The sequence below is a fragment of the Rhodococcus sp. 14C212 genome (assembly GCF_011058195.1).
Classification (GTDB): domain Bacteria; phylum Actinomycetota; class Actinomycetes; order Mycobacteriales; family Mycobacteriaceae; genus Rhodococcus; species Rhodococcus aetherivorans.
In genome coordinates this window covers 14,983-36,136 of record NZ_JAALEH010000001.1, presented here as the reverse complement: position 1 = coordinate 36,136, position 21,154 = coordinate 14,983, and the positions used below count along the sequence as shown (strand labels likewise).

At 71.5% G+C, this 21,154-nt stretch carries 21 protein-coding genes and 1 riboswitch; of the genes, 12 read left to right on the top strand and 9 right to left on the bottom strand.

The window, feature by feature from the left end; all coding sequences use genetic code 11:
- Positions 1-53 precede the first annotated feature (53 nt).
- Genes G6038_RS00180 through G6038_RS00165 form a run of 4 tightly spaced genes read right to left on the bottom strand, consistent with a single transcriptional unit; the run spans position 54 to position 4,193 of the window.
- A complete protein-coding gene (locus G6038_RS00180; protein WP_165035326.1) occupies positions 54-1,094 on the bottom strand; it encodes an iron ABC transporter substrate-binding protein in 1,041 nt (346 codons plus the stop codon).
- A gap of 54 nt (positions 1,095-1,148) precedes the next feature.
- A complete protein-coding gene (locus G6038_RS00175; protein ID WP_165035325.1) occupies positions 1,149-2,303 on the bottom strand; it encodes a M20 family metallopeptidase in 1,155 nt (384 codons plus the stop codon).
- Complete coding sequence (locus tag G6038_RS00170; RefSeq protein WP_165035324.1) at positions 2,300-3,460, bottom strand: M20 family metallopeptidase; 1,161 nt, start codon at positions 3,458-3,460, stop codon at positions 2,300-2,302. The genes G6038_RS00175 and G6038_RS00170 overlap by 4 nt, the downstream gene beginning before the upstream one ends.
- Before the next feature lie 34 nt (positions 3,461-3,494).
- Positions 3,495-4,193, bottom strand: a complete 699-nt coding sequence (locus G6038_RS00165) for an enoyl-CoA hydratase/isomerase family protein (RefSeq protein ID WP_165035323.1) — start codon at positions 4,191-4,193, stop codon at positions 3,495-3,497.
- Positions 4,194-4,258: 65 nt separating this feature from the next.
- On the opposite strand from G6038_RS00165, the gene G6038_RS00160 reads away from it, so the two are divergent.
- The gene (locus G6038_RS00160) at positions 4,259-5,071 is read left to right on the top strand and encodes a purine-nucleoside phosphorylase (RefSeq protein WP_165035322.1); all 813 of its coding nucleotides are present in this window, start codon (positions 4,259-4,261) and stop codon (positions 5,069-5,071) included.
- Positions 5,068-6,543 carry a phospho-sugar mutase gene (locus tag G6038_RS00155; protein WP_165035321.1) on the top strand — a complete coding sequence of 492 codons (1,476 nt, stop codon included), beginning with the start codon at positions 5,068-5,070 and terminating at the stop codon, positions 6,541-6,543. The genes G6038_RS00160 and G6038_RS00155 overlap by 4 nt, the downstream gene beginning before the upstream one ends.
- Before the next feature lie 71 nt (positions 6,544-6,614).
- Here the strand turns inward: G6038_RS00155 and G6038_RS00150 are convergent, their stop codons facing one another.
- Together G6038_RS00150 and upp are read right to left on the bottom strand one after the other, a co-directional pair.
- On the bottom strand, positions 6,615-7,310 hold the full coding sequence (locus G6038_RS00150) for an MspA family porin (protein ID WP_165035320.1): 696 nt from the start codon (positions 7,308-7,310) through the stop codon (positions 6,615-6,617).
- 380 nt (positions 7,311-7,690) lie between these two features.
- Positions 7,691-8,314 carry a uracil phosphoribosyltransferase gene (gene upp, locus G6038_RS00145; RefSeq protein ID WP_165035319.1) on the bottom strand — a complete coding sequence of 208 codons (624 nt, stop codon included), beginning with the start codon at positions 8,312-8,314 and terminating at the stop codon, positions 7,691-7,693.
- Positions 8,315-8,501: 187 nt separating this feature from the next.
- Between upp and G6038_RS00140 the strand changes: the two genes are divergently transcribed.
- From G6038_RS00140 to G6038_RS00120, 5 genes are read left to right on the top strand one after another with little or no spacing between them, the layout of a single operon-like run.
- Positions 8,502-9,146: an ABC transporter permease gene (locus G6038_RS00140; RefSeq protein ID WP_165035484.1), complete on the top strand. Its 645-nt coding sequence runs from the start codon at positions 8,502-8,504 to the stop codon at positions 9,144-9,146.
- Entirely contained in the window at positions 9,143-10,333 is a 1,191-nt protein-coding gene (locus G6038_RS00135; RefSeq protein WP_165035318.1) for an ABC transporter ATP-binding protein, read from the top strand. Before G6038_RS00140 ends, G6038_RS00135 begins: the two co-directional genes overlap by 4 nt.
- On the top strand, positions 10,330-11,136 hold the full coding sequence (locus G6038_RS00130; protein WP_206024048.1) for an ABC transporter permease: 807 nt from the start codon (positions 10,330-10,332) through the stop codon (positions 11,134-11,136). Before G6038_RS00135 ends, G6038_RS00130 begins: the two co-directional genes overlap by 4 nt.
- Positions 11,133-12,110, top strand: a complete 978-nt coding sequence (locus G6038_RS00125; protein ID WP_165035317.1) for a glycine betaine ABC transporter substrate-binding protein — start codon at positions 11,133-11,135, stop codon at positions 12,108-12,110. The genes G6038_RS00130 and G6038_RS00125 overlap by 4 nt, the downstream gene beginning before the upstream one ends.
- Before the next feature lie 15 nt (positions 12,111-12,125).
- Positions 12,126-13,682 (top strand): MFS transporter, encoded by a 1,557-nt coding sequence (locus tag G6038_RS00120; protein ID WP_165035316.1) that lies wholly within the window; start codon positions 12,126-12,128, stop codon positions 13,680-13,682.
- A 102-nt stretch (positions 13,683-13,784) separates the two neighbouring features.
- Here the strand turns inward: G6038_RS00120 and G6038_RS00115 are convergent, their stop codons facing one another.
- Positions 13,785-14,099, bottom strand: coding sequence for an SMR family transporter (locus tag G6038_RS00115; RefSeq protein WP_165035315.1), 315 nt, complete (start codon positions 14,097-14,099; stop codon positions 13,785-13,787).
- Positions 14,100-14,109: 10 nt separating this feature from the next.
- A riboswitch (guanidine-III (ykkC-III) riboswitch) is annotated at positions 14,110-14,177 on the bottom strand.
- 140 nt (positions 14,178-14,317) lie between these two features.
- Here G6038_RS00115 and G6038_RS00110 point away from each other — a divergent pair.
- The 5 genes from G6038_RS00110 (at position 14,318) to G6038_RS00090 (ending at position 17,637) form a co-directional block, all read left to right on the top strand.
- A complete protein-coding gene (locus G6038_RS00110; protein ID WP_165035314.1) occupies positions 14,318-14,662 on the top strand; it encodes a type VII secretion target in 345 nt (114 codons plus the stop codon).
- Entirely contained in the window at positions 14,659-15,633 is a 975-nt protein-coding gene (locus tag G6038_RS00105) for a C40 family peptidase (RefSeq protein WP_165035313.1), read from the top strand. The genes G6038_RS00110 and G6038_RS00105 overlap by 4 nt, the downstream gene beginning before the upstream one ends.
- A 67-nt stretch (positions 15,634-15,700) precedes the next feature.
- A complete protein-coding gene (locus G6038_RS00100) occupies positions 15,701-16,033 on the top strand; it encodes a hypothetical protein (protein ID WP_165035312.1) in 333 nt (110 codons plus the stop codon).
- Between the two features lie 5 nt (positions 16,034-16,038).
- On the top strand, positions 16,039-16,344 hold the full coding sequence (locus tag G6038_RS00095; protein ID WP_165035311.1) for a YbaB/EbfC family nucleoid-associated protein: 306 nt from the start codon (positions 16,039-16,041) through the stop codon (positions 16,342-16,344).
- A 60-nt stretch (positions 16,345-16,404) separates the two neighbouring features.
- Positions 16,405-17,637, top strand: a complete 1,233-nt coding sequence (locus tag G6038_RS00090) for a primosomal protein (RefSeq protein WP_165035310.1) — start codon at positions 16,405-16,407, stop codon at positions 17,635-17,637.
- Here G6038_RS00090 and G6038_RS00085 read toward each other — a convergent pair.
- Both G6038_RS00085 and G6038_RS00080 read right to left on the bottom strand, forming a co-directional pair.
- Entirely contained in the window at positions 17,570-18,958 is a 1,389-nt protein-coding gene (locus G6038_RS00085; protein ID WP_206024047.1) for an FAD-binding protein, read from the bottom strand. The genes G6038_RS00090 and G6038_RS00085 overlap by 68 nt on opposite strands.
- Before the next feature lie 82 nt (positions 18,959-19,040).
- Positions 19,041-21,131 carry an ATP-binding protein gene (locus G6038_RS00080; RefSeq protein WP_165035308.1) on the bottom strand — a complete coding sequence of 697 codons (2,091 nt, stop codon included), beginning with the start codon at positions 21,129-21,131 and terminating at the stop codon, positions 19,041-19,043.
- Positions 21,132-21,154 lie beyond the last annotated feature (23 nt).

Genomic DNA, 21,154 nt, shown 5'->3' with positions numbered 1-21,154 from the left:
CAGGGTGAGAACGGGCCGGCTGCGCCGGGTGGGACGGAGAGCGGCGAGCTGGATCAGATGAATCCCAGCTCCTGCAGCAACGCCTGGGTCTGCTCGAGCGAGGCGAGTTCGGCGAGTTCGATGTCGGAGTTGCCGATCTCCGACAGCGGGCGCAGCTGGTCCTTGGTCTCGACGCCCTCGACGACCGGGTACTCGGCCGTCTCGTCGGCGAAGTAGGCCTGGGCCTCGGGCGAGAGCAGCGCTGCGACGAACTGCTCCGCCTGCTCCTTCTGGTCCGTGGTCTTCAGCACGCCGGCCCCGGCGATGTTCACCAGCGCGCCCGGATCACCGGCCTGGAAGTAGTAGACCTGCACGTTCAGGTTCTCGGCACCGCGCTCGTCCGCGAGGCCGTACCAGTAGTAGTGGTTGGTCAGGCCGAGGGTGACCTGGCCGGTGTCCACCCCCTCCATCAGCGGGCCGTTGCCCTCGAACGCCACCGGCTCGTTGGCCTTGAAGGCCTCGAGCCAGGCGCGGGCGCCGTCCTCACCGCGCGCGACGCGCAGCCCGGTGACGAACGCCTGGAACGACGCGTTGGTCGGGGCGAAGCCGATCCGGCCCTTCCACTTCGGGTCCAGCAGGCCGTCGATGCCGGTGGGCAGATCCTGCGGCTGCACCTTCTCGTCGTTGTAGACGAGCACGCGGGCGCGCGCGGAGGTCGCCACCCACGTGCCGTCGGCGGCGCGGTAGTCGGCGGGAACCAGATCGGTCACCGACGCCGGCAGCGTCTCGAGCAGCCCCGCCTGGTCGAGCAGGCCGAGCGCACCGGCGTCCTGGGTGAACACCACGTCGGCCGGCGAGGAGCCGCCCTCCTCGACGAGCTTTCCGGTGATCTCCGGGGTGCTGCCGTAGACGACGTCGACCTCGAAGCCGAGGGTGCCCTCGAGCTGGTCGATCAGCGGTCCGACCAGGTTCTCGCTGCGCCCGGAGTACAGGGTGAGCGCACCGCTGGACTCGCCCCCGGACTCACCCGATCCCGAGTCACTGCCGCACGCGGCCAACGCGGCGGCGACGACCCCGGCCGACAGTACGGCGACAGCTCTGCGTCGAAAATGCATCCGGACCTCCTGGCGTGAGCGACGACTCACAGGCAACGTACAGGTTGCGCAAGCCTAACCTGATCCCAGGACCAGGTTCGTCATCACCCGTACGCCGACGGCCAGGGCCCGTTCGTCGAGATCGAAGTCGGGCTGGTGGATGTCGAGCTTCGGCCCGGTCCCCCGCCACACACCGAGCCGGGCCATCGCGCCCGGAACCTCCTCGAGGTACCAGGAGAAGTCCTCTCCCCCACCGGACTGCGGGGTGTCCGCCAGCGCGTCCGGGTCGATCGCGCGCACCGCGTCCTCGACCATCCGGGCCGACACCTCGTCGTTGACGACGGGCGGCACACCGCGCCGGTAGTCCAGCTCGTAGCTCAGCCCCGTGGGCGCGAGCAGGCCGTGCACGATCTCCCGCACCATCGGTTCGAGCAGCTCCCAGGTCTCGTGGTCGCCGGTGCGGACGGTGCCGGTCAGCATCCCGGTGCGGGGAATCGCATTCGCGGCCTTGCCCGCCGTGACCGCGCCCCACACCATCACCGTGCTCGTGCGGGGGTCGATGCGGCGGCTGAGCATGCCCGGCAGCCCGGTGATCACGGTGCCGAGCCCGTACACCAGATCGCCCGTCAGGTGCGGGCGGGAGGTGTGCCCGCCCGGCGAGTCGAGGACCAGCTCGACCGTGTCGGCGGCCGAGGTGATCGCCCCGACCCGCACCCCGACCCGGCCCGCCTCGAGCCGCGGATCGCAGTGCAGCGCGAAGATCCGGGCCACCCCCTCGAGCGCGCCCGCGGCGACCACGTCGAGTGCGCCGCCGGGCATCACCTCTTCGGCGGGCTGGAAGATCAGCCGAACACCCACCGGCAGCTCGGGCACCGAGTTCAGCGCCAGCGCGGTGCCGAGTAGGACGGTGGTGTGGGCGTCGTGCCCGCAGGCGTGTGTCACGCCCGGCACGGTGGAGGCGAACGGCAGGCCCGTCATCTCCTGCATGGGCAACGCGTCCATGTCGGCGCGCAAGGCGATCCGCGGGCCCTCGGGACCGAGATCGCAGATCAGGCCCGTGCCGCGCGGCAGCACCTTCGGCTCGAGCCCGGCGGCGGCGAGCGTGCTCCCGACGAACTCGGTGGTGGCGTACTCCTGCCGGGCCAGTTCGGGATTGGCGTGGATGTGCCGGCGCCACGCCGACAGCTCGTCGGTGTGCTCGCCCAGCCACTTCTCGATGTACGGATTCATCGGCGCGCCACGTTCTCGAGCAGCCGTGCACGTTGTGTGGGATCGGCCGCCGCGCGGGCCGCCGTCGCGGCGAGCGCGCGGGCGCCGTCGAGGACGGCGAGGTCCGCCGAGGCGGTGACGCACGCGGCGGCGAACGCCGCCTGGTGGGTCACCGCCCCACCCGAGTCGAGACCGATCACCGGGTGGATACCCGGCACCACGTTCGTCACGTTTCCCATGTCGGTGCTGCCCAGCGGGCGCGATCCTTCCTCCTCGACGGGCAGCGGCGTGCGCCCGAGACCGATGATCTCCTCACGATAAGCCCGGACCAGCCACGGGTCGGGAGTCAGTTCGGTATAGGTCGGCGACACGGTGCGGATCTCGTGCGTGCAGCCGGCGGCGAGAGCCCCGGCGGCGAAGCAGTTCCCGGCACGCTCGGACAGGTCGGCCAGGGAGTCCGCGGTCGTCGCCCGCAGGTAGTACAGCAGTTCGCTGTGCGCGGGCACGATGTTCGGGGCGGTGCCGCCGTCGCTGACGATCCCGTGGATCTGCTGGCCGGGCAGCAGGTGCTGACGCAGCAGGCCGACGGCGACCTGCGCGACGGTCGCGGCATCGGCGGCGTTGCGGCCGTATTCGGGGGCGGCAGAGGCGTGCGCCTCGCGACCGGTGTAGGTGACGGCGATGTCGGCGAGGGCCAGCGAGGTGGCCCCCGTGATGTCGAACGGGCCCGGGTGCACCATCAGGGCCATGCCGACGTCGGCGAACACGCCGCGCTCGAGCATGAGCACCTTGCCGCCGCCGGTCTCCTCAGCGGGCGTGCCGATGACGCGGACGGTGATGCCGAGGGCATCGGCGACCGCGGCGAGACCCAGGCCCGCGCCGGCGCCGGCGGCGGCGATGATGTTGTGCCCGCACGCGTGCCCGATTCCCGGCAGGGCGTCGTATTCGGCGCAGATGCCGACGACGAGTTCCCCGCTGCCGAACCGGGCGTCGAACGCGGTGGGCAGATCGGCGATCCCGGTGCGGACCTCGAATCCGCCGCCGCGTAGCAGTTCGACGATCTTCGCGGCGCTGCGGTGTTCGTCGAAGGCCAGCTCCGGCTCGGCATGGATCGAATGCGACAGGGCGATCAGGCCGTCCGACGCAGCCTCGATCGCCCTGTCCGCATCGCTCGTCACCCGCTCAGTCTGGCACGGGCGGAACGAGCGCACCTCACCCGAGGCGGAAGTTCGACTCGTCCGTCTTCGTCTCGAGCGCCGCGATCAGCGGGGCGTGCAGACCGCGCTTGATGCCCGCCAGGTTGGCGCCGCGGGTGCCGGTCAGGGCGGCGGCCCGTTCGACGGCGGCGGCCACCACGGCGTCGCCGTCGACGGCGCGATCGACGATGCCCGCGGCGAGGGCGTCGGCGCCGCCGAACCGGCGGCCGGTCGTGGTCGCCTCGACCGCGGCCTGGATCGGCAACCGCTCGCGCAGCAGAGCGGACATGCCCACGGTGAACGGCATGTTCAGCGACACCTCGGGCAGGCACCAGAAGCCGCGATCGGCCCGCATGACGCGGAAGTCGTGGGTCAGCGCGAGCATCGCACCGGCACCGAAAGCGTGGCCCTGCACCGCCGCGACGGTCGCCGCGGGGAAGGTGAGGATCCGCACGTACAACTCGTGCACGGAATCGAGGTAGCCCGGCAGGTCGGGGAGATTGCCGAAGATCCAGTCGGTGTCGAGGCCGTTGCTCCAGAACTTCCCGGTGGCCGCGCTGACGAGCGCGGCCGGGCCGTCGTGCGCGTCGACCTCGTCGAGCAGCGCGTGGACGGCGGAGAGCCAGTCGGGGTGGAAGCGGTTCTCGGTGTCGCCGCCGGAGCGGTCGCCGAGGTGAAGGACGAAGACGTCGCCGTCGCGGTCGAGGTATGGCATGCGGAGAGGATAGCGCCAGAACCTACCGGTGAGTAACAACGAGCTTGACGCTAGGGTCGACCGACATGGGAGCACCCGACGCCATCGCCGACCCCCCTGCCGAGGCCGCCCGCGCCGCCGCGGCACTCGCCGAGCGCACCGGCGTGCCCGAACACCCTGTCGCGGTGGTGCTCGGCTCGGGCTGGCGCGCCGCAGTGGAGCGCTTCGGCCCGGCTGTCGCCGCAGTTCCGATGAGCGAACTTCCCGGGTTCGCCCCGCCCACCGCCGAAGGACATTCGGGCACCGTGCATTCGGTGCGGGTCGGCGAGACCCCGGTGCTCCTCCTCGCGGGCCGCACCCACGCCTACGAGGGGCACGACCTGAGCCGCGTCGTGCATCCGGTGCGCACCGCCGTCGCCGCCGGCGCGCGCACCGTCGTGCTCACCAACGCCGCCGGCGGCATCCGGCCCGAGCACGCGGTGGGTCAGCCGGTCCTGATCTCGGACCACCTCAACCTCACCGGACGCTCGCCGCTCGTCGGCGCACAGTTCGTCGACCTCGTCGACGCCTATTGCCCGCGACTGCGCGCCCTCGCCCGCGAGATCGACCCGACCCTCGACGAGGGTGTGTACGCCGGCCTGCCCGGCCCGCACTACGAGACCCCCGCCGAGATCCGCATGCTGCGGACGCTCGGCGCCGACCTGGTGGGCATGTCCACCGTCCACGAGACCATCGCCGCGCGGGCCGCCGGCGCGCGGGTGCTCGGCATCTCCCTGGTCACCAACGCCGCCGCGGGACTGACCGGCGAACACCTCGACCATCACGAGGTCCTCGCCGCGGGACGGGCTGCCGCCACCCGAATGGGCGACCTGCTGCGTGAACTGGCGGGCCGGCTGTGACCCTGCGCTTCGGCACCGCCGGGCTGCGCGGCCCCGTCGGCGACGGCCCGGACTGCATGAACGAGGACGTGGTCGTCCGCACCACCGCGGGCCTGGCCCACTGGCTCGACGCACGCGGGTCCGGCGGCGGCACCGTGGTCGTCGGCCGCGACGCGCGCACCGGATCCGCCGAGTTCTTCGCTGCCGCCACAGAGGTTCTCGCGGCCGCCGGTTTCGACGTCGTGGCGTTGCCGCGCCCGCTCCCGACCCCGGTGACGGCGTACGCCGTGCGGACGCTCGACGCGGTCGCGGGCGTGCAGATCACCGCGTCGCACAACCCGGCCACGGACAACGGCTACAAGGTCTACACCCGCGGCGGCGCACAACTGGTCGAGCCGGACGACCGCGAGATCGAGGCGGCGATCGACGCCGTCGGCGACGCGGCGTCGGTGCCGCGCCTCACCGTCGCACCCGCCGGGGACGAACTGGTGGCACGATATCTCGCGCGCGCCGCATCGCTGCCGCGCTCCACGGCGCGGGAACTCCGCGTCGCGCTGACGCCGCTGCACGGCGTCGGCGGGGAGACCGCGGTGGCAGCCCTGCGTGCGGCCGGCTTCGGCGACGTGCACGTCGTCGACGCGCAATTCGACCCCGACCCGCGCTTTCCCACCGTCGAGTTCCCCAATCCGGAGGAGCCGGGGGCGGCCGATGCGCTGCTCGCGCTCGCCGCCGAAGTGGATGCCGACATCGCCCTCGCGCTCGATCCCGATGCCGACCGGTGTGCCGTGGGCGTCCCCACGCCCGACGGCTGGCGGATGCTGCGTGGCGACGAGACCGGCGTGTTGCTCGGCGACCGGATTCTCGCCGGTGCGCCGCGCGGATCGCTCGTCGCGACGACGATCGTCTCCTCGACGCTGCTCGGCAAGCTCGCCGCCGCGCGCGGCGCCCGCTACGCGCAGACCCTCACGGGCTTCAAGTGGCTCGCCCGCGCGGGCGACGGGCTGGTGTACGCGTACGAAGAGGCCCTCGGACACTGCGTCGACCCGGACGCGGTGCGCGACAAGGACGGCATCGCCACGGCGATCGTCGTCGCGGACTACGCCGCGGAGCTGAAGACCCGGCGGCGCACTCTCGTCGACGCCCTCGACGCCCTGTACCGCGAGTTCGGGCTGCATCTCGGCGATCAGGTCTCGATCCGGGTGACCGACCTCGCGCGGATCGGGGCGATCATGAGCCGGCTGCGGTCCGCGCTGCCGGCCGAACTCGCCGAGGAGCCGGTCGCGGCCACCGACCTCGCGACGGCGACCGGCCCGCTGCGCACCGACGCGGTGGTACTCGAGGGCGCGTCGGTGCGGGTCGTGGTGCGGCCCTCGGGCACCGAGCCGAAGCTCAAGTGCTATCTCGAGGCGGTCGCCCCGGACGGTGATCGCGGCCTCGCGACGGCGCGACTACGGGCGTTGCGCGCGTGGGCAGCCGCGCTGGACGGGCGCTGACGCGAAACGCCGGTGCCGATGGCGGCCGCCCATCGCGGTCACCACCGGCACCGGCGGAGAAACGACGACCCTCAGAGGCGGTGCGGCACCCCGTAGGTGACGACGGTGTCGTTGTTCGAGGTGACGGCCCTGGCGTACGGCCGGATCGTGACCGGGCCGAGCGCTCCCGAGACCGAGCCGTGGACTCCCGCGAGCCGGACGGTCGCCGCCCTGCCGTCGAACTCCATGTCCTGGACGAAGGGCACGTCGGTGATGCCGCCGGGCGCCAGATCGACCTCGATCTCCTGCGACGGGATGATCGAACCGCCGATCGTCGCGCCGGTGCTCGCGTCGAGCCCGAGCGCGAACTCGGGGGCGAGTTCGACGCCGATGCCGAATTCGTTGCCGACCTCCCAGTCGAGGCTGGGGGTGAAGATGTGCACGACGGCGCCGTTGAGGGCGACCGGATAGCCGATCTGGTATCCGATGGTCAGCTTGGTGTCCTGGAAGGAATCTGCGTCGGGTCCGGTGATGTTGACCGATACGACCTCGTCGTGGAAGAACTCGAAGCTGACGGGCGAGCTGTCCAGCGGCGGATAGGACTGGATCGACGTGTCGGCCTGCAGCACTTCGATGGCGTTGTTGTTGCCGAGGGGCAGCGTCCGGGCATTGTCGACAGCGGCTCCGGCACTGCCGGACCCCACCACCATGCCCAGCACTGCGGCCGCACCGAGTGCGGTGGCCCGGGCGCACTGTCGAAACCTGTTGCCGGAGAAGGTGTTGATCATCGAGCGGACCTCATTTTCGTGGACGGTCGAGGGCAGTGGACGAACCAACCGATCTCGGCGAGCGTAACCAGAGAAGCCCCGCCCGGAAGGCGAGTTGATCATCTTCGCCGAAACGAGACGGACTCGGCCGCACGCGCCGCCGCCCCGGACCGGACCCTCGTCACCTCCGGCGCTGCGGCCGGAATCCCTTCCTGTCCTGCGGTTTCGCCCTTTCCGGGCCGGATCCCGGCGCGGCGCGCGACGCGTCGGAGCCGACCCGGGCCAAACCTCAAATGCAACTCTATTGTGATCCCGTCACACAACAGACAAAAAGGACAAACAAGCCTTTCCGGTCAGCGACGCGGATCGCCGGTGCGGCGCAACCGGATCCGCGAGCCGTCTCAGCGTGGTCCGAACTGACGGTCGCCGGCGTCCCCGAGTCCCGGGACGATGTACTTGTCCTCGTTGAGTCCCTCGTCGATCGTCGCGGTCACCAACCGGACCGGATGACCGGAGTCGGCGAGCGCCGCCACCCCCTCCGGGGCGGCGACCACGCACACCGCGGTGACATCGGTTGCTCCGCGCGTGACCAGCAGCTCGATCGTGTGCACCATGGAGCCGCCGGTGGCGAGCATCGGGTCGAGCACGTAGACCGGGAGGCCGGACAGGTCGTCCGGGAGCGACTCGAGGTACGGCACCGGCTCGAACGTCTTCTCGTCCCGGGCCAACCCCACGAAGCCCACGCGCGCCTGCGGGATCAGCGCGTGCGCCTGCTCCACCATGCCGAGCCCCGCGCGCAGCACCGGCACCAGCAGCGGAGGCTGCTGCAGGCGCACACCGGTCGTGGTTGCGACGGGCGTGCGCACCTCGAACTGCTCCACCGGGGCGTCCCGGATCGCCTCGTAGACCAGCATCTGGGTCAGCCGGCGCAGCGCGTACCGGAAGGCGGCGTTGTCGCTGCGCTCGTCACGCAGGGTCGTGAGGAGAGCAGCGGCGAGCGGGTGGTCGACGACGAGCGAATCCATGCCGGAAGGATAGAACGCGGCCACCGTATGCCTGCCGCCGAGTGGGGGCGCGGACCGCCCGGCCTCGGCCGGCGACCCACGGTGCGTTTCCGCGACTTCTCCGTCGCGGTTCTCCGTCTCGGCCCGAAGGCCACCGCAGTTGTGCCATCGTGACAGTCGGGCGTGCGGGGAGACGGGACGGGTGCGCATGTGGGAATTCGTCGACGAGCGCTGGGCACAGATCGCCTTCAGCGCCTACCAGCACGTGAGCCTGGTCGTGCAGGCCGTTCTCCTCGCGACGATCGTCGCCGTCCTGATCGCGGTGATGGTCACGCGCGTCCCGCGGCTCGAGCCCGTGGCGAACGCGCTCAGCGCCATCGGTCTGACGATCCCGTCGTTCGCCCTGCTCGGCATCCTGATCCCACTCGTCGGAATCGGCGTCACCCCGGCGTTCATCGCCGTGGCCTTCTATGCGGCGCTGCCCGTGCTGCGCAACGCGGTCGTCGGCCTGCAGGGCGTCGACGGCGCGCTCGTCGAGTCGGCGCGAGGCCTCGGCATGGGCGAGGTCGGTACGCTGACCCGAGTACGGCTTCCCCTGGCCTGGCCGGTCATCCTCGCCGGAGTGCGGGTCTCCACCCAGATGTCCATGGGGGTCGCCGCCATCGCCGCCTACGTCCTCGGTCCCGGCCTGGGCTCGTTCATCTTCACGGGCCTGTCCCAGATCGGTGGCGCCAACGCCCTGAATTCCGCGCTCGTGGGCACGGTGGGCGTGGTCGTGCTCGCCCTCGCTCTCGACGCACTGCTCCTCGCGATCGGCAAGGTCACCGTCTCGAAGGGAATCCGAGCCCGATGAACACGCCAGCACATTCCGCCGGGGGCATCAGCGGCACCGACATCGACCTGGTCGACGTGGTGAAGACCTTCCCCGGTCAGGCCCGGCCCGCCGTCGACGGACTGAGCCTGCACATCCCGGCGGGCGAGATCGTGATGTTCGTCGGTCCGTCCGGTTGCGGCAAGACCACGTCGCTGAAGATGATCAACCGGCTCGTCGAACCCACCGCAGGCACCATCCTGATCGGGGGTGAGGACATCCGTTCCGCGGACGTCGACGACCTGCGCCGGCGGATCGGATACGTGATCCAGGGCGGCAGCCTCTTCCCGCACATGACGGTCGCCCAGAACATCTCGATCGTGCCCCGGCTGCTGGGCTGGGACAAGCGACGGACCGCGGACCGGGTCGTGGAGCTGCTCGAACTGGTCAACCTGGATCCCGACAAGTACTGCGACCGGTACCCGCGGGAGCTGTCCGGCGGCCAGCAGCAGCGGGTCGGCGTCGCGCGGGGCCTGGCCGCCGATCCGCCCGTGGTGCTCATGGACGAGCCGTTCGGGGCGGTCGATCCGATCACCCGGCACCGGCTGCAGGACGAGCTCCTGCGCATCCACGAGGAACTGCGCAAGACGATCGTGTGCGTCACCCACGACATCGACGAGGCCGTGAAGCTGGGCAACCGCATCCTGATCATGGAGGAGGGCGCGCACGTCGCCCAGTACGACACCCCCGAGGTGATCCTCTCGGCACCGGCGAACCGGTTCGTCGAGAAGTTCGTCGGTGCCGGGTCCACCCTCAAGCAGCTGTCCCTCAGCCGGGTCGACGACCTCGACCTCGTCGACGGCACCACCGCCACCGTGGGAAGCCCCGCCGCCGAGGCGGTCTCCCGCGCCGCAGCGAACGAGGACGACACCGTCGTGGTCCTCGACCAGCGGCGGCGGCCGGTGGCGTGGCTGTGGGTGCGCGAGCTCGAGGGCGCCGAGTCCGTCCCGGCCGGCGAACCGCAGGGCGTGATCACGCTCGATCGGCACGCCACGTTGAACGATGCGCTCGACGCGATGCTCACCTCGGCGCACGGGGCCGCGATCGTGACCGGCCGGCACGACGAATTCCTCGGATTGGTGAACTTCGAGTCCGTCACCAATCGGATCCGCCCCACCGGTCCACGTTCGGCGGGGCCCGGCGCCGACGAAACCGGGAGCCGCATATGAGCCTCGACGCCGAGCCGGCCGCGCCGTCGCGCGCCGCGGGAACCGGGACACGCTCGCGCGACGCCCGCGCGGGACGTGAGAACAAGGGGCTGCTCGTCGTCATCCCCGTCCTCGTGGCGGTGGTGTTCGCCGCGTGGGCGCTGTGGCGCAGCAACGCCGACCTGGACTCGATCGAGGCCCGGCAACTCGACTGGACCACGATCACGAACCTGTTCTGGCAACACGTCGGGCTCACCGTCGTCTCCGCGATCCTCGTCGTGGCGGTGGCCGTCCCGCTCGGCATCGCCCTGACCCGGCCGCGGTCCCGCGCACTCGCACCTGTTGCGGTGGGGATCGCCAACGCGGGCCAGGCGGCCCCGGCCATCGGCCTGATCGTGTTGCTCGCGATCTGGCTCGGCTTCGGATTCGGCACGGCGGTCGTCGCCCTGACCCTGTACGCCGTGCTGCCGGTGCTGCGGAACACGATCACCGGGATCGAGGGCATCGACCCCACGCTCGTCGAGGCCGGCCGCGGAATCGGCATGTCCGGCGCCGGGGTGCTGCTACGCGTCGAACTGCCGCTCGCCGTACCGGTGATCATGACCGGCGTGCGCACCGCACTCGTCCTGCTCGTGGGCACCGCCACCTTGGCCACGTTCATCAACGCCGGCGGCCTCGGTTCCCTCATCGTCACCGGCATCACGCTCTTCCGGTATCCGGTGCTCGTCAGCGGGGCCCTGCTCGTGGCGCTGCTCGCCCTGCTCATCGACTGGGCGGGCCGGGTCCTCGAACTCGCGGTGCAACCGAAGGGGCTGCGCCGGTGACCCGGATCCCGCTGCCCCGCATCGCCGCGCCCCTGCTCGTCGCGGCGACCCTGGCCGCTTGCGGACTCGGAACCGCCGGCGGCTTCGTCCCCACCGGCGAGCTCGCCGGTCCCCTGCAGTCCGTCGAACGGCTCGACGGGGCGGGCGTCGCGGTGGGATCGAAGAACTTCTCCGAAGGAATCCTGCTCGGGAAGATGGCGGTGATCCTCCTGCGCTCCGCCGGTGCGGACGTCACGGATCTGACCAACATCCCCGGCAGCGCCAGTTCCCGCCAGGCGCAGCTCGAGGGACAGGTCGACCTCCAGTGGGAGTACACCGGAACGGCCTGGATCGCCTACCTCGGACACGAGGAGGCCATCCCCGACGAGCAGGCGCAGTACCAGGCCGTGCGCGACGAGGACCTGCGCGAGAATGATCTGGCGTGGCTGCCGCCCGCCCCCATGAACAACACCTACGGCTTCGCGGCCACCAGCCGCAACGCCCAGCGCCTCGGCGTGGACTCCCTCTCCGACATCGCGAACATCCCGGTCGCCGAACGCACCTTCTGCGTGGAATCCGAGTTCGCCAACCGCAACGACGGCCTGCAGCCGATGCTCGAGACGTACGGGATCCCCCTCGGCGCCGGGGTCCCGCGGGAGAACATCAAGACCCTGGACACCGGGGCGATCTACGAGGCGACGGCCCGGGGCGAATGCAACTTCGGTGAGGTGTTCACCACGGACGGACGGATCGAGGCACTCGATCTCACGGTGCTCGAGGACGACCGCACGTTCTTCCCCATCTACAACGTGGCGGTCGTCGTCCGCGAGGAGACCCTCACCGAGAACCCGCAGATCGCCGACCTGTTTGCCCCCGTCACGCGGGAGCTGACCGACGAGACCCTCATCGAACTGAACGGGCAGATCGACGTCGACGGCCGGGAGCCGGCCGAGGTGGCCTACGACTGGCTCGTGGAGAAGGGCTTCCTCGAGTAGGACGGGGTGTGCGAGATGGCCGAACGCGCCGCGGCGGCGCCACGCCTCACCGGCCGGATCCTCCTGACCGTTCTCGGACCCGCGATCGCCTACGCGATCGCGGCCGTCGACCCGCTGATGCTGACCCTCAACCTGTCCACCGTGGGCCGGGGTCTCGACGTTCCCGCCGACCGGATCGGGATGCTCGCCGCCGCCTCCACCCTCATGGTGGCCGCATCCGTCCTCGCGGTCGGCACACTCGGCGACCGGTTCGGGCTCGCACGCATGCTCGTGTGGGCCCTCGTCGCCAACATCGCCGTCGGACTGCTGTCGTCGATGGCGCCGAACTATCCGGTGCTGCTGCTGACGCGCTTCCTGGACGGCCTGGCGCTGACCGCGCTGCTGGGACTGTCGCTGGCGCTCGTCACCGCCTCCGTCCCGGCCGAACTGCGGTCGACGGCTCTCGGCATCCTCATGGCCGTCGACATGGTCCTGTACGGCATCACTCCGGCGGTCGGCGGGTGGGTCGTGGAGACGTTCGGCTGGCGATCGCTGTTCCTCGTCACCCCGCCGCTCGCGCTGATCGCGCTGGCGCTGATCGTCCGGTTCGTCGACGAACCACCGCGCCGGGCCGCGGGCGGAGTCGACGTCCTCGGTGTGAGTCTGTTCGGAGTGGCTCTGCTCGGCCTGGTGGCGGGGATCGGAGCGGTGCCCGACGGACTCACCGAACCACGCGCCTGGGTGCCCCTGAGCGTCGGCGTCGCCGCCGCCGCGACGTTCGTGTGGCACGAACGAAGGACGCCGGATCCCGCCCTGAACCTGTCGCTGTTCGGGCGCCGCGCCTTCTTCCTCGCGGTGCTCGCGGTCGTGACCGTGAACCTGCTCGCGGCCGGTCTGGGAACAGTGCTCGGCCAGCTCGGCGACTACGTGCTGGGCATGTCCTCGCAGGCCGTCGGACTGCTGTACCTTCCCGGCACGCTCCTGATCGCCGCGGCGAGCGTGCTCGCCGGCCGGATGATCGCCGCGCACACCGCGCGCCCGGTGCTGGTGACCGGACTGCTGATCGTCGTGCTGAGCGGGCTCGTGACGGCGGCGACGGTCGCCCCGACGATGGCGGTCGCGGCGCTCGTCGTGGCGACGTGGACCAGCAATCTGGGCGGATTCGTGGCCGGAACCGCGACCGCCGACACGATCCTCTCGCAGGCCGAGACCGGCAACACCGGGTCGGTCGCCGCCGTCCAGCCGGCGTTCGGGATGATGGGCTACGCGCTCGGCCCGACCGTCTACATCCTGCTGCTCGACACGTTTTACCGGCGAGAAGTGCTCGAGGACGCCGACACTCGCGGCCTCTCGGCGCAGGAGGCGGAGCAGGCCGAGCACGCCGTCACGATGGCGATGTCCCACGGCGGCGGTCCCACCGGGTACGACCCCAACCTCGTGCAGCTCGCCCACGGGCTGACCCTCGGCGTCGACTTCACCGAGGGCGTCGCTACCACCATGCTGATCGTCTCGGCGCTGCCGCTCGTCGTCGCGGTGCTGGTCTTCTTCCTCATGCCGCGACGACCCGACGGCGTCGGCACGCGCATGCCCTAGCGCCCGATCCGCCACTACCGTGCGCGGATTCGTGCGCCCGGTGCCGGTGGCCGGTGCTCCTCGCGGCCGGCCCGAGGGCTGCAGCGTCCCGCCGGAGCGGGTTCAGTGCACCAGCTTCAGGCCGATCACGCCCCCGACGATCATGCCCAGGAACAGGACCTTCGACGCCGACACCGTCTCTTCGCCCGTGGCCATCGCGAACGCCACGGTGAGCACCGCACCGATCCCCACCCACACCGCGTAGGACGTCCCCACCGGCAGCCGGCCCATCGCATACGCCAGTCCCGCCATGCTCGCGACCAACGCCGCGACGAACACCACCGACGGGCCGAGCCGGCTCAGTCCCCTGGACCGATCCAACGCGGTGGCCCACACCGCCTCCAGCACCCCGGACACCACCAGAACCAACCACGACATCACAGCCTCCGACGGGCCGTCTTGTCGCACACCGGGTACGGCGCCCCTCGTCCGGGAGCCCGGTGAGGCAGGCTCGATTCCACGGTCCCACACGCCGTGGCGGGGAACAAATCCGCCCTCCGGTGTCCAAAATCGCGAGACCGCAGGGAACCGGCCCACCGCCCGCTGCGTCCAAGCGGTGGAAGGACGATCCGTTTCCACGGAGGGGAGCAGGCCGAATGGACGCAGGCACCGGCAGCGGCAACCACGAGGTGGTACGCGTCCGGCCCGAGACGATCGCGGCGTTCGGACGCACCGCCGCGGCCCTGGCCGGGCGGCTGCACGACGTCGCCGACGACGCCCGCGCGGCCGATCCGGCACCGCTCGGGACGGTGTTCGGCCCGGTCGGCGCCGAGTTCCTCGCCGCGTTCGCGGCCACCCATCACGCCCACGGAGCGGAACTGACCCGTCTCGGTGACACCCTCGACGCCATGGGCGTGGTCGCGGGTGCCACCGCGGCCGCCTACGAACGCGTCGTCGCAGCCCAGTCGGCACAGCTGAACGCCGCCGGGACCCCGCGGTGACCGCGGCGCCGGGGACGGATCTGCTCACCGCTCCCCTGGCCGAGCTGCTGTCGGCGTTCGGCTCCGGATCCGTCGGCACCGACCCGGCCACCGTGCTGCGGTCGTGCGCCGAACTGGTCGACGGCGTGCACTCGGTGGGCCGGGCCGCGCTGGGCGAACTCGCGTGGGACTGGGCGGGGGCCGCGGCGGAGACGGCCGTGCGCAGCGGCGAGCGCGCGCTCGCCGACCTCGTCGCCGCCGCCGACCGGGGGACGGCCATCGCCGACGTCGCGGCGGACGCGACCACCGTCGTCCTGACCGGTGCAGCCGAGATCGCGCGGCTGATCGAATCGTTCACGGCGCTGGCCGAGCGCTCCGCTCCCCTGACGGCGCTACCGCAGGGGCAGATGATGTTGCTGGTCGCGGCGATCGAGCACATCGCGGCCGGGCTCGACGTCCTGGCCCGGGTCACCGCTTCGCTCGCCGAGCAGACGACCAGGATGGCGGAGCTGATGCCGTCGGAACCCGCGCCGGCAGCACCGACGGCCGGCGATCCGGCCGGCTCACCGGCCGGCGAGCTGCGGGCCTTCGGCGGCTACGGCGCCGAGGTGCGGCTGCCCGACGGCACCGTTGCCGTGGCACCCAATCGGGCGGCGGCCGAGGCGGTGCGTCACGCGCTCTCCCAGCAGGGCACCCCCTATGTGTGGGGTGGCACCGCACCGGGGCAGGGCCTCGACTGCAGCGGTCTGACCCAGTGGGCGTACGGGCAGGCCGGGGTGCAGATTCCGCGCCTTGCGCAGGAGCAGGACGTCGGCACTCCCGTCGATGCGAGCGCGGTGCAGCCCGGCGACCTCGCGGTGTGGGACGGGCACGTCGCGATGATCGTCGGTAACGGCCTCATGGTCGAGGCCGGCGATCCCGTGCAGCTGTCGCCGATCCGGACCACGAACAGCGGGATGGGATTCCAGGGCTTCTTCCGTCCCACCGGTTAGGCCGGGAACCGGCGGGCCCACCGGCCAGGCCGGGAACCGACGGACGCGGCGTCGCGTCCAACCCGGTATGGACACCGCGGAGACGACCATCACGACGGCGACCGCCCGGAACCGGGCCGGCACCGTCTCGGTACGCACCACCGAACAGGGCCTGCCCGTCGACCTGCACATCGATCAGAGCGAACTACGTTACGGGGCAGCGCAACTGGCCGAACAGATCGTGTCGCTGTGCCGTCGCGCGACACTCGAGGCCGCCGCGCTGCACCGAGAGGAGCTGGCGGGCAGGGGAATGCCGGAGGGACTGCTGAACCGGCTGGGCCTGCCCACCCACGACGACGTGCAGCGCGCACGCCGCGACGACGCCCGGACGGCCGGCTCTCCGTCGGTGACCGGGTGGTGAGCGCGATGTCGGCGAACGATCAGCGGATCACGGAGATCGTGGAAGGTGTGCGCACGCGGCTCGGGGCCCTGCAGGACTGCGTGGCCGCCCTCGGCGTGGTGTCGGGCGCCGCGACGAGCCCGGACGGCCTGGTACGGGCCGAGGTGGACAGTAACGGCGCCCTGACCGGACTGTGGCTCGCCGAGGCGCTGGGCGGGCTCCGCGCGCGCGATGTGGCGGCATCGATCCTGGCCACGGCGCACGAGGCGGCACGGGCCGCCGCCGCCGAACGAGCCCGTCTGCTCGGGGAGCTCCGCGGTGCGCTCGGGTGACGGTCGTCTCATCGGCGCCCAGCTATGTCTTCGGCCGGGACATGGCTAGGCTTGGCGACCATGGCTGGAGACATCGTCCCGATCGAGCTCGGTCTCACCGACGGCGACGTCGTGACCCTGTGGGCGCCGCGGTGGCGCGAGGGCGACGACGAATGGGAGGCGTTCCTCGGCCACGGTGACGATCTGTACGCGTTCGGTGTGGTGGCCGAGCTCGTCGCGTTCGTCCGCTCCGGCGCCGACAACGACCTCGTCGAGCATCCGGCCTGGCCGGTGGTCTCGAAACTCGCCGCGGAGGAGTTCGAGCCGGACGAGAGCCGTTCGTACGACCTGATCGGCGTGCCGGAACTGGTGGCGGACGACGCGGATCCGGAGTCCGTCGCCGAACTGCAGAACACGTTCGACATCGTCTCCGTCCTCGGCGACGTGTGCGAGCTCGAGTCGGTGACGAAGTTCTTCGAACGGGCGGAGATCGAGGCGCTGCTGAGCCACGGTGTCGCGGCGTTCGAGGGCCGCGAGGGCGGCGAGCTGTGGAACCGGGTCGGCTCCGCCGTCGCCGAGGACTGGGACAAGGTGATCGACGCGCTCGACGCCGTCGTGAAGTCCCCCGCGGTCGATGCCGAGCTCGTCGCCGAGGCCGAGGCGGAACTCGTCGCGGCCGAGGAGAACATCGTCGAGGCCGAGGACGCCGCCGAGGAGGCGGAGGACGAGGAGTACGAGTTCGTCGACGGGGACGAGAACGAGGACACGAGCTTCTGGACGGCGGTCGGCATCGACCCGGTCAAGATCATCGCCTCCGACGGCACGTGGTTCACCCTGCGCTGCTACCTCGACGACGACGCGCTGTTCCTCGGCCGCGACGGGACGATCCTCGTGTTCCCCACCGAGCGGGCGCTGGCGCGTTACCTGGCCGACCACCACGACCACGATCTGGCGGCGCTCAGCACCTACGACGACATCCGGCACGCGGCGACGGACGGTTCCCTCGAGGTCGAGGTGACGGACGAGAACGTGTACGTGCTGCCCGGGATCGCGGACGACATCGAGCACGGTACGGAGGCGGTGGACGCCGACCAGCTGGATCTGGCGGTCGAACTGTTCACCGACGCCGCGAACTACGCCGAGGACGACAGCACCGACGCCACGCTGGCCGGGTCGACGGAGCTGGGCTGGTTCGTCAACTACGTGCTCGAGCCGGATCCGACGCGGCTCGCGCCCAGCGCCCCGTTCACCGCGGAGGCCGAGGCATGGCGGGCTCTCGAGCGGGAGTTCGAGGCCCGGCTGCACAAGCACTGATCGTCCGGCGGAGCACCCGCCCGAGCACCGGCGGGGCGAACAGCGTCCCGGGCGGGTCCACCATCGCCGCGACGCGGAAGAATGCGCGCACCACCTCGGGATCCTGCGCGGCGGCGGCGTGGACGAGCGGCAGGTAACGGTTGGCCAGGCGCACTTTCGCGCTGCGCCGGCCCTCGACCTGCGGCCAGGCGAGGTCGCCGCCGGTCGCCATGTCCCAGGGCACGTCGACGACCTTCGCCATATCCCGGAACCATCGATGCGGGTCCGGCTCCCGGCCGCCCTTCAGGTGTTCGGCGAGCAGCCCGGCTTCGAACGCCGCGACGCTCATTCCCTGCGCGTAGATCGGGTTGAAGCTGCAGGCGGCGTCGCCGGTCACCAGCAGTCCCTCCGGCAGGCGCCGGCACCGTTCGTAGCGCTGCCGTCGACTCGCCGGAAAGTGGTACGACCGGGGTGCGTCGAGCGGCTCGGCGTCCCGGATGGCGTCGTACACGTCCGGGCGGGGCAGGGACCGCAGGAAGTCCACCCAGCCGTCCGGCGAGGACGGGGGCCGGTGACCGAGCATGCCCACCGCCGTCACGAGGCAGCGACCGTTCTCGATCGTCTGGATGGCGGCACCGCGCGGGTACGGCGGCGACGGTGCGAGCAGAATCCCCAGGTCGCCGCCCATGAGTGCCGGATCGGAGACGTAGGTGCGCGTGACGTACGTGAGGTCGACGCGCACCTCCTCCCGCTCGGGCGGGTGGTACCCGAGCCGCTCGAGCCACGCCGGGGTTCGCGAGGCGCGGCCGGTGGCGTCGACGACGAGGTCGGCGCCGAGAATCTCTTCGACGCTGCCGTCCGCCCTGCGGAGCACGCGCACGCCGGTGACCTTTCGACCGTCCCGGCTCACGGTCAATCCCAGCGCGTCGCAACGGTCGACGATCCGCACTCCGGGAAGTGCGGCGACGCGGGACCGCACCCGATGTTCGAGATCCGGCCTGCTCGCGCTCACGGCCGTCAGGTCGCTCTCCGCCTGGCGGAGGCGGTGGCCACCGAGATACCAGCGCACGTCGCCGCACTGGTCCACCATCGGTGCACCGTCGCCGACGAGATCGGCGGTGAGCCCGGGCAGCAGTTCCTCCATGGCGCGCATCCCGCCGGCCACCAGCACATGGATGTGCCGCCCCTGCGGTACGCAGCGCCGCGCCGCGGCACCGTCCGGCAGTCTGTCGTGATCGATCACCACCACGTCCGAGTACGCATCCGACAACACCCGCGCGGCAAGAAGACCGGCCGTTCCCGCGCCGAGAACCACGGCGCGATCACCGATACGTGTCACCATTTCCGGCACCTCCTCGTTCGAGTGCGAGAAGCATGCGCCCGGAATCTGCTCGGTCACCAGTCCGTTCGGTGCTCGGTTGTGCTCACTGCCGGCGGCCGTACACCTCCTGGTCCCACAGCCACGACACGATCCGCTCCATCCCTGCGGCCAGATGCCTCCGGTAGGTGCTGAACGGCAGTCCGAGCGCTGCCGCGGCCGACTCCTGGGTCGCCGCCGGCCGCAGATACGTCCGGTCCACGGCCCGCAGCAGTTTGTCGTCGCGAGGATGGTCGGCGAGGGTGGCGACCGCGTCGCGCAGCACCTGCTGGAGCAGCGCGACGTCGGGTTCACCGGAGCCGGCCCGGTCGTGGAGCAACCGGGTGCGCAGCAGCGGATTGCGGGCGAGCAGAGCGTGCTGACGCAGGTCGTGCAGGCCCTGCTTGACCGACTGTGCGAACTCGGGTTGGGAGAGTACGAGCAGCACGGGTGCGCTGGGCAAGGACGGCGACGGACCGCGGGCCAGCCCCCGTTCCGTCACCCGTTCGAGCCAGGCGTCGACCGGGACGCGCCGGAAATCGTGGGCGAACAGGCCGAATCGGCGGGGACCGACGACGAAGTCGCCGCCGTCGACCCGCGGGAGGTCGGCGACGGCGAAGTAGTCGTCCCACCGGTCCGGCTCGGCCAGGGCGAGCGCGTCGTAGGCGAGACCCCGGCCGGTGAGGTATCGCTGCATCGTGAGGATCGGGACCGCGTTGAGCGTCGGTGAGGGATCCTGGTACGTCTCCCGGTCCACGACGAATCGGGTCTGGGTGACGACGTCGCCCTCGCGCACCGGCGTGCATCGCCGCGCGGCCCGCCATGCCGCCGCGGCGCCCGGGTCGCCGTCCCGGTCCTCTGCGGAGGCGCGGGTGAGATCCAGCAGCCCGATCACTCCGCGGACGGTCCCGTCCAGACCACGCAGAACGAAGAAGCCGTCCGGTTGCCGGTCGAGCCACCACCGCGCGAGACGGGCGGACTCCTCTCCCTCCGCGGTCCGGATCAGCGCGACGACTGCCGCGTGCTCACCGGCGGTGGCGGGTTCCGGATAGTGCCGGCCCCAGCTCTCCCACTGCACCGGAGAGAGGACGCCGGCGAGGTTGCGGAACACGAACTTGAGGTCGAAGATCGCCTGCTGTTGCCGTCGGCCGGTCGCCGAGTCGAGGGTCCGGTGGATGTGCCGCCACACTCGGCGGAAGACGTCGGCATAGCTGTCGGCGTCCCGCCACCACAGGTCGGCGTCGATGACGTCGCGGGCCAGGTCGTGGGGATGGAGGCCGTCGGCCCCGATCTCGACGAACGACAGGCCCCGAAGCCACCGGAACGCGTCGTGGGCGCGGTCGTCGTCCGTGCCCAGCGCGTCCCGCAGGAGCGATTCGGTGGTCACGCGGGCGAGTGCACACACTTCCAGGGCCCGACGATGCACGGTGCCCGGTTCCTCGTCGACGAATCGGCGCAGCAGCGTCCCCACGAGGTCGGGACTCAGCGGATCCGCGTCGGCACTTCCGCCGCGGAGCACCGCGTCGGCGAGCAACGACAGCGCCAGCGGATGGCCGTGCGCCACCCGGCAGAGGCGTTCGTGCAGATCGTCCCGGACCCCGGCGGCGCGCAGGTAGTCGACGCTCTCCCGGGGTGCGAGATTGCGCAACGACACCACCCGCAGCAGATCGCCCCATGCGAGGTCCGAGCGCCACTGCGGCGACGGTGGACTCCGCCCCGCGATCACCGTCACCGCACTGTCCGGCAACCGCGGCAACAGATCCCGGCGGATCCAGCCGTCGATCGGTGCGAGTGCCTCGTACGTGTCGATCACCATCACCAGCCGTTGCCCGGAGGCGGTGGCGATTCGATCCGCGTCCACGTCGAGGTGCTCCGCCAACGAGGCGAGCACGGCGGTCGGGGCGGGAACGAGGTCCCTCCCGTCGAGACGCACGAGGACCGAACCCGCCCGCACGGCGAGATCGGCCACCTCGTCGAGCAGGCTCGTCTTACCGATCCCTCCGGGCCCGTACAGGTACAGCACCGAGAACGGGGATCGGGGCGAGTCGAGGGCGGTACGTACCAGTTCGAGCTCGGCCGAACGACCGACGAACCGGCGCCGCCGGCGCGCGGAGAGCACGTCGCCGAGAGTTGCCGAGGGCGGGACGCGATCCCTCATACCTCGACCCTACGAGGTGAGGT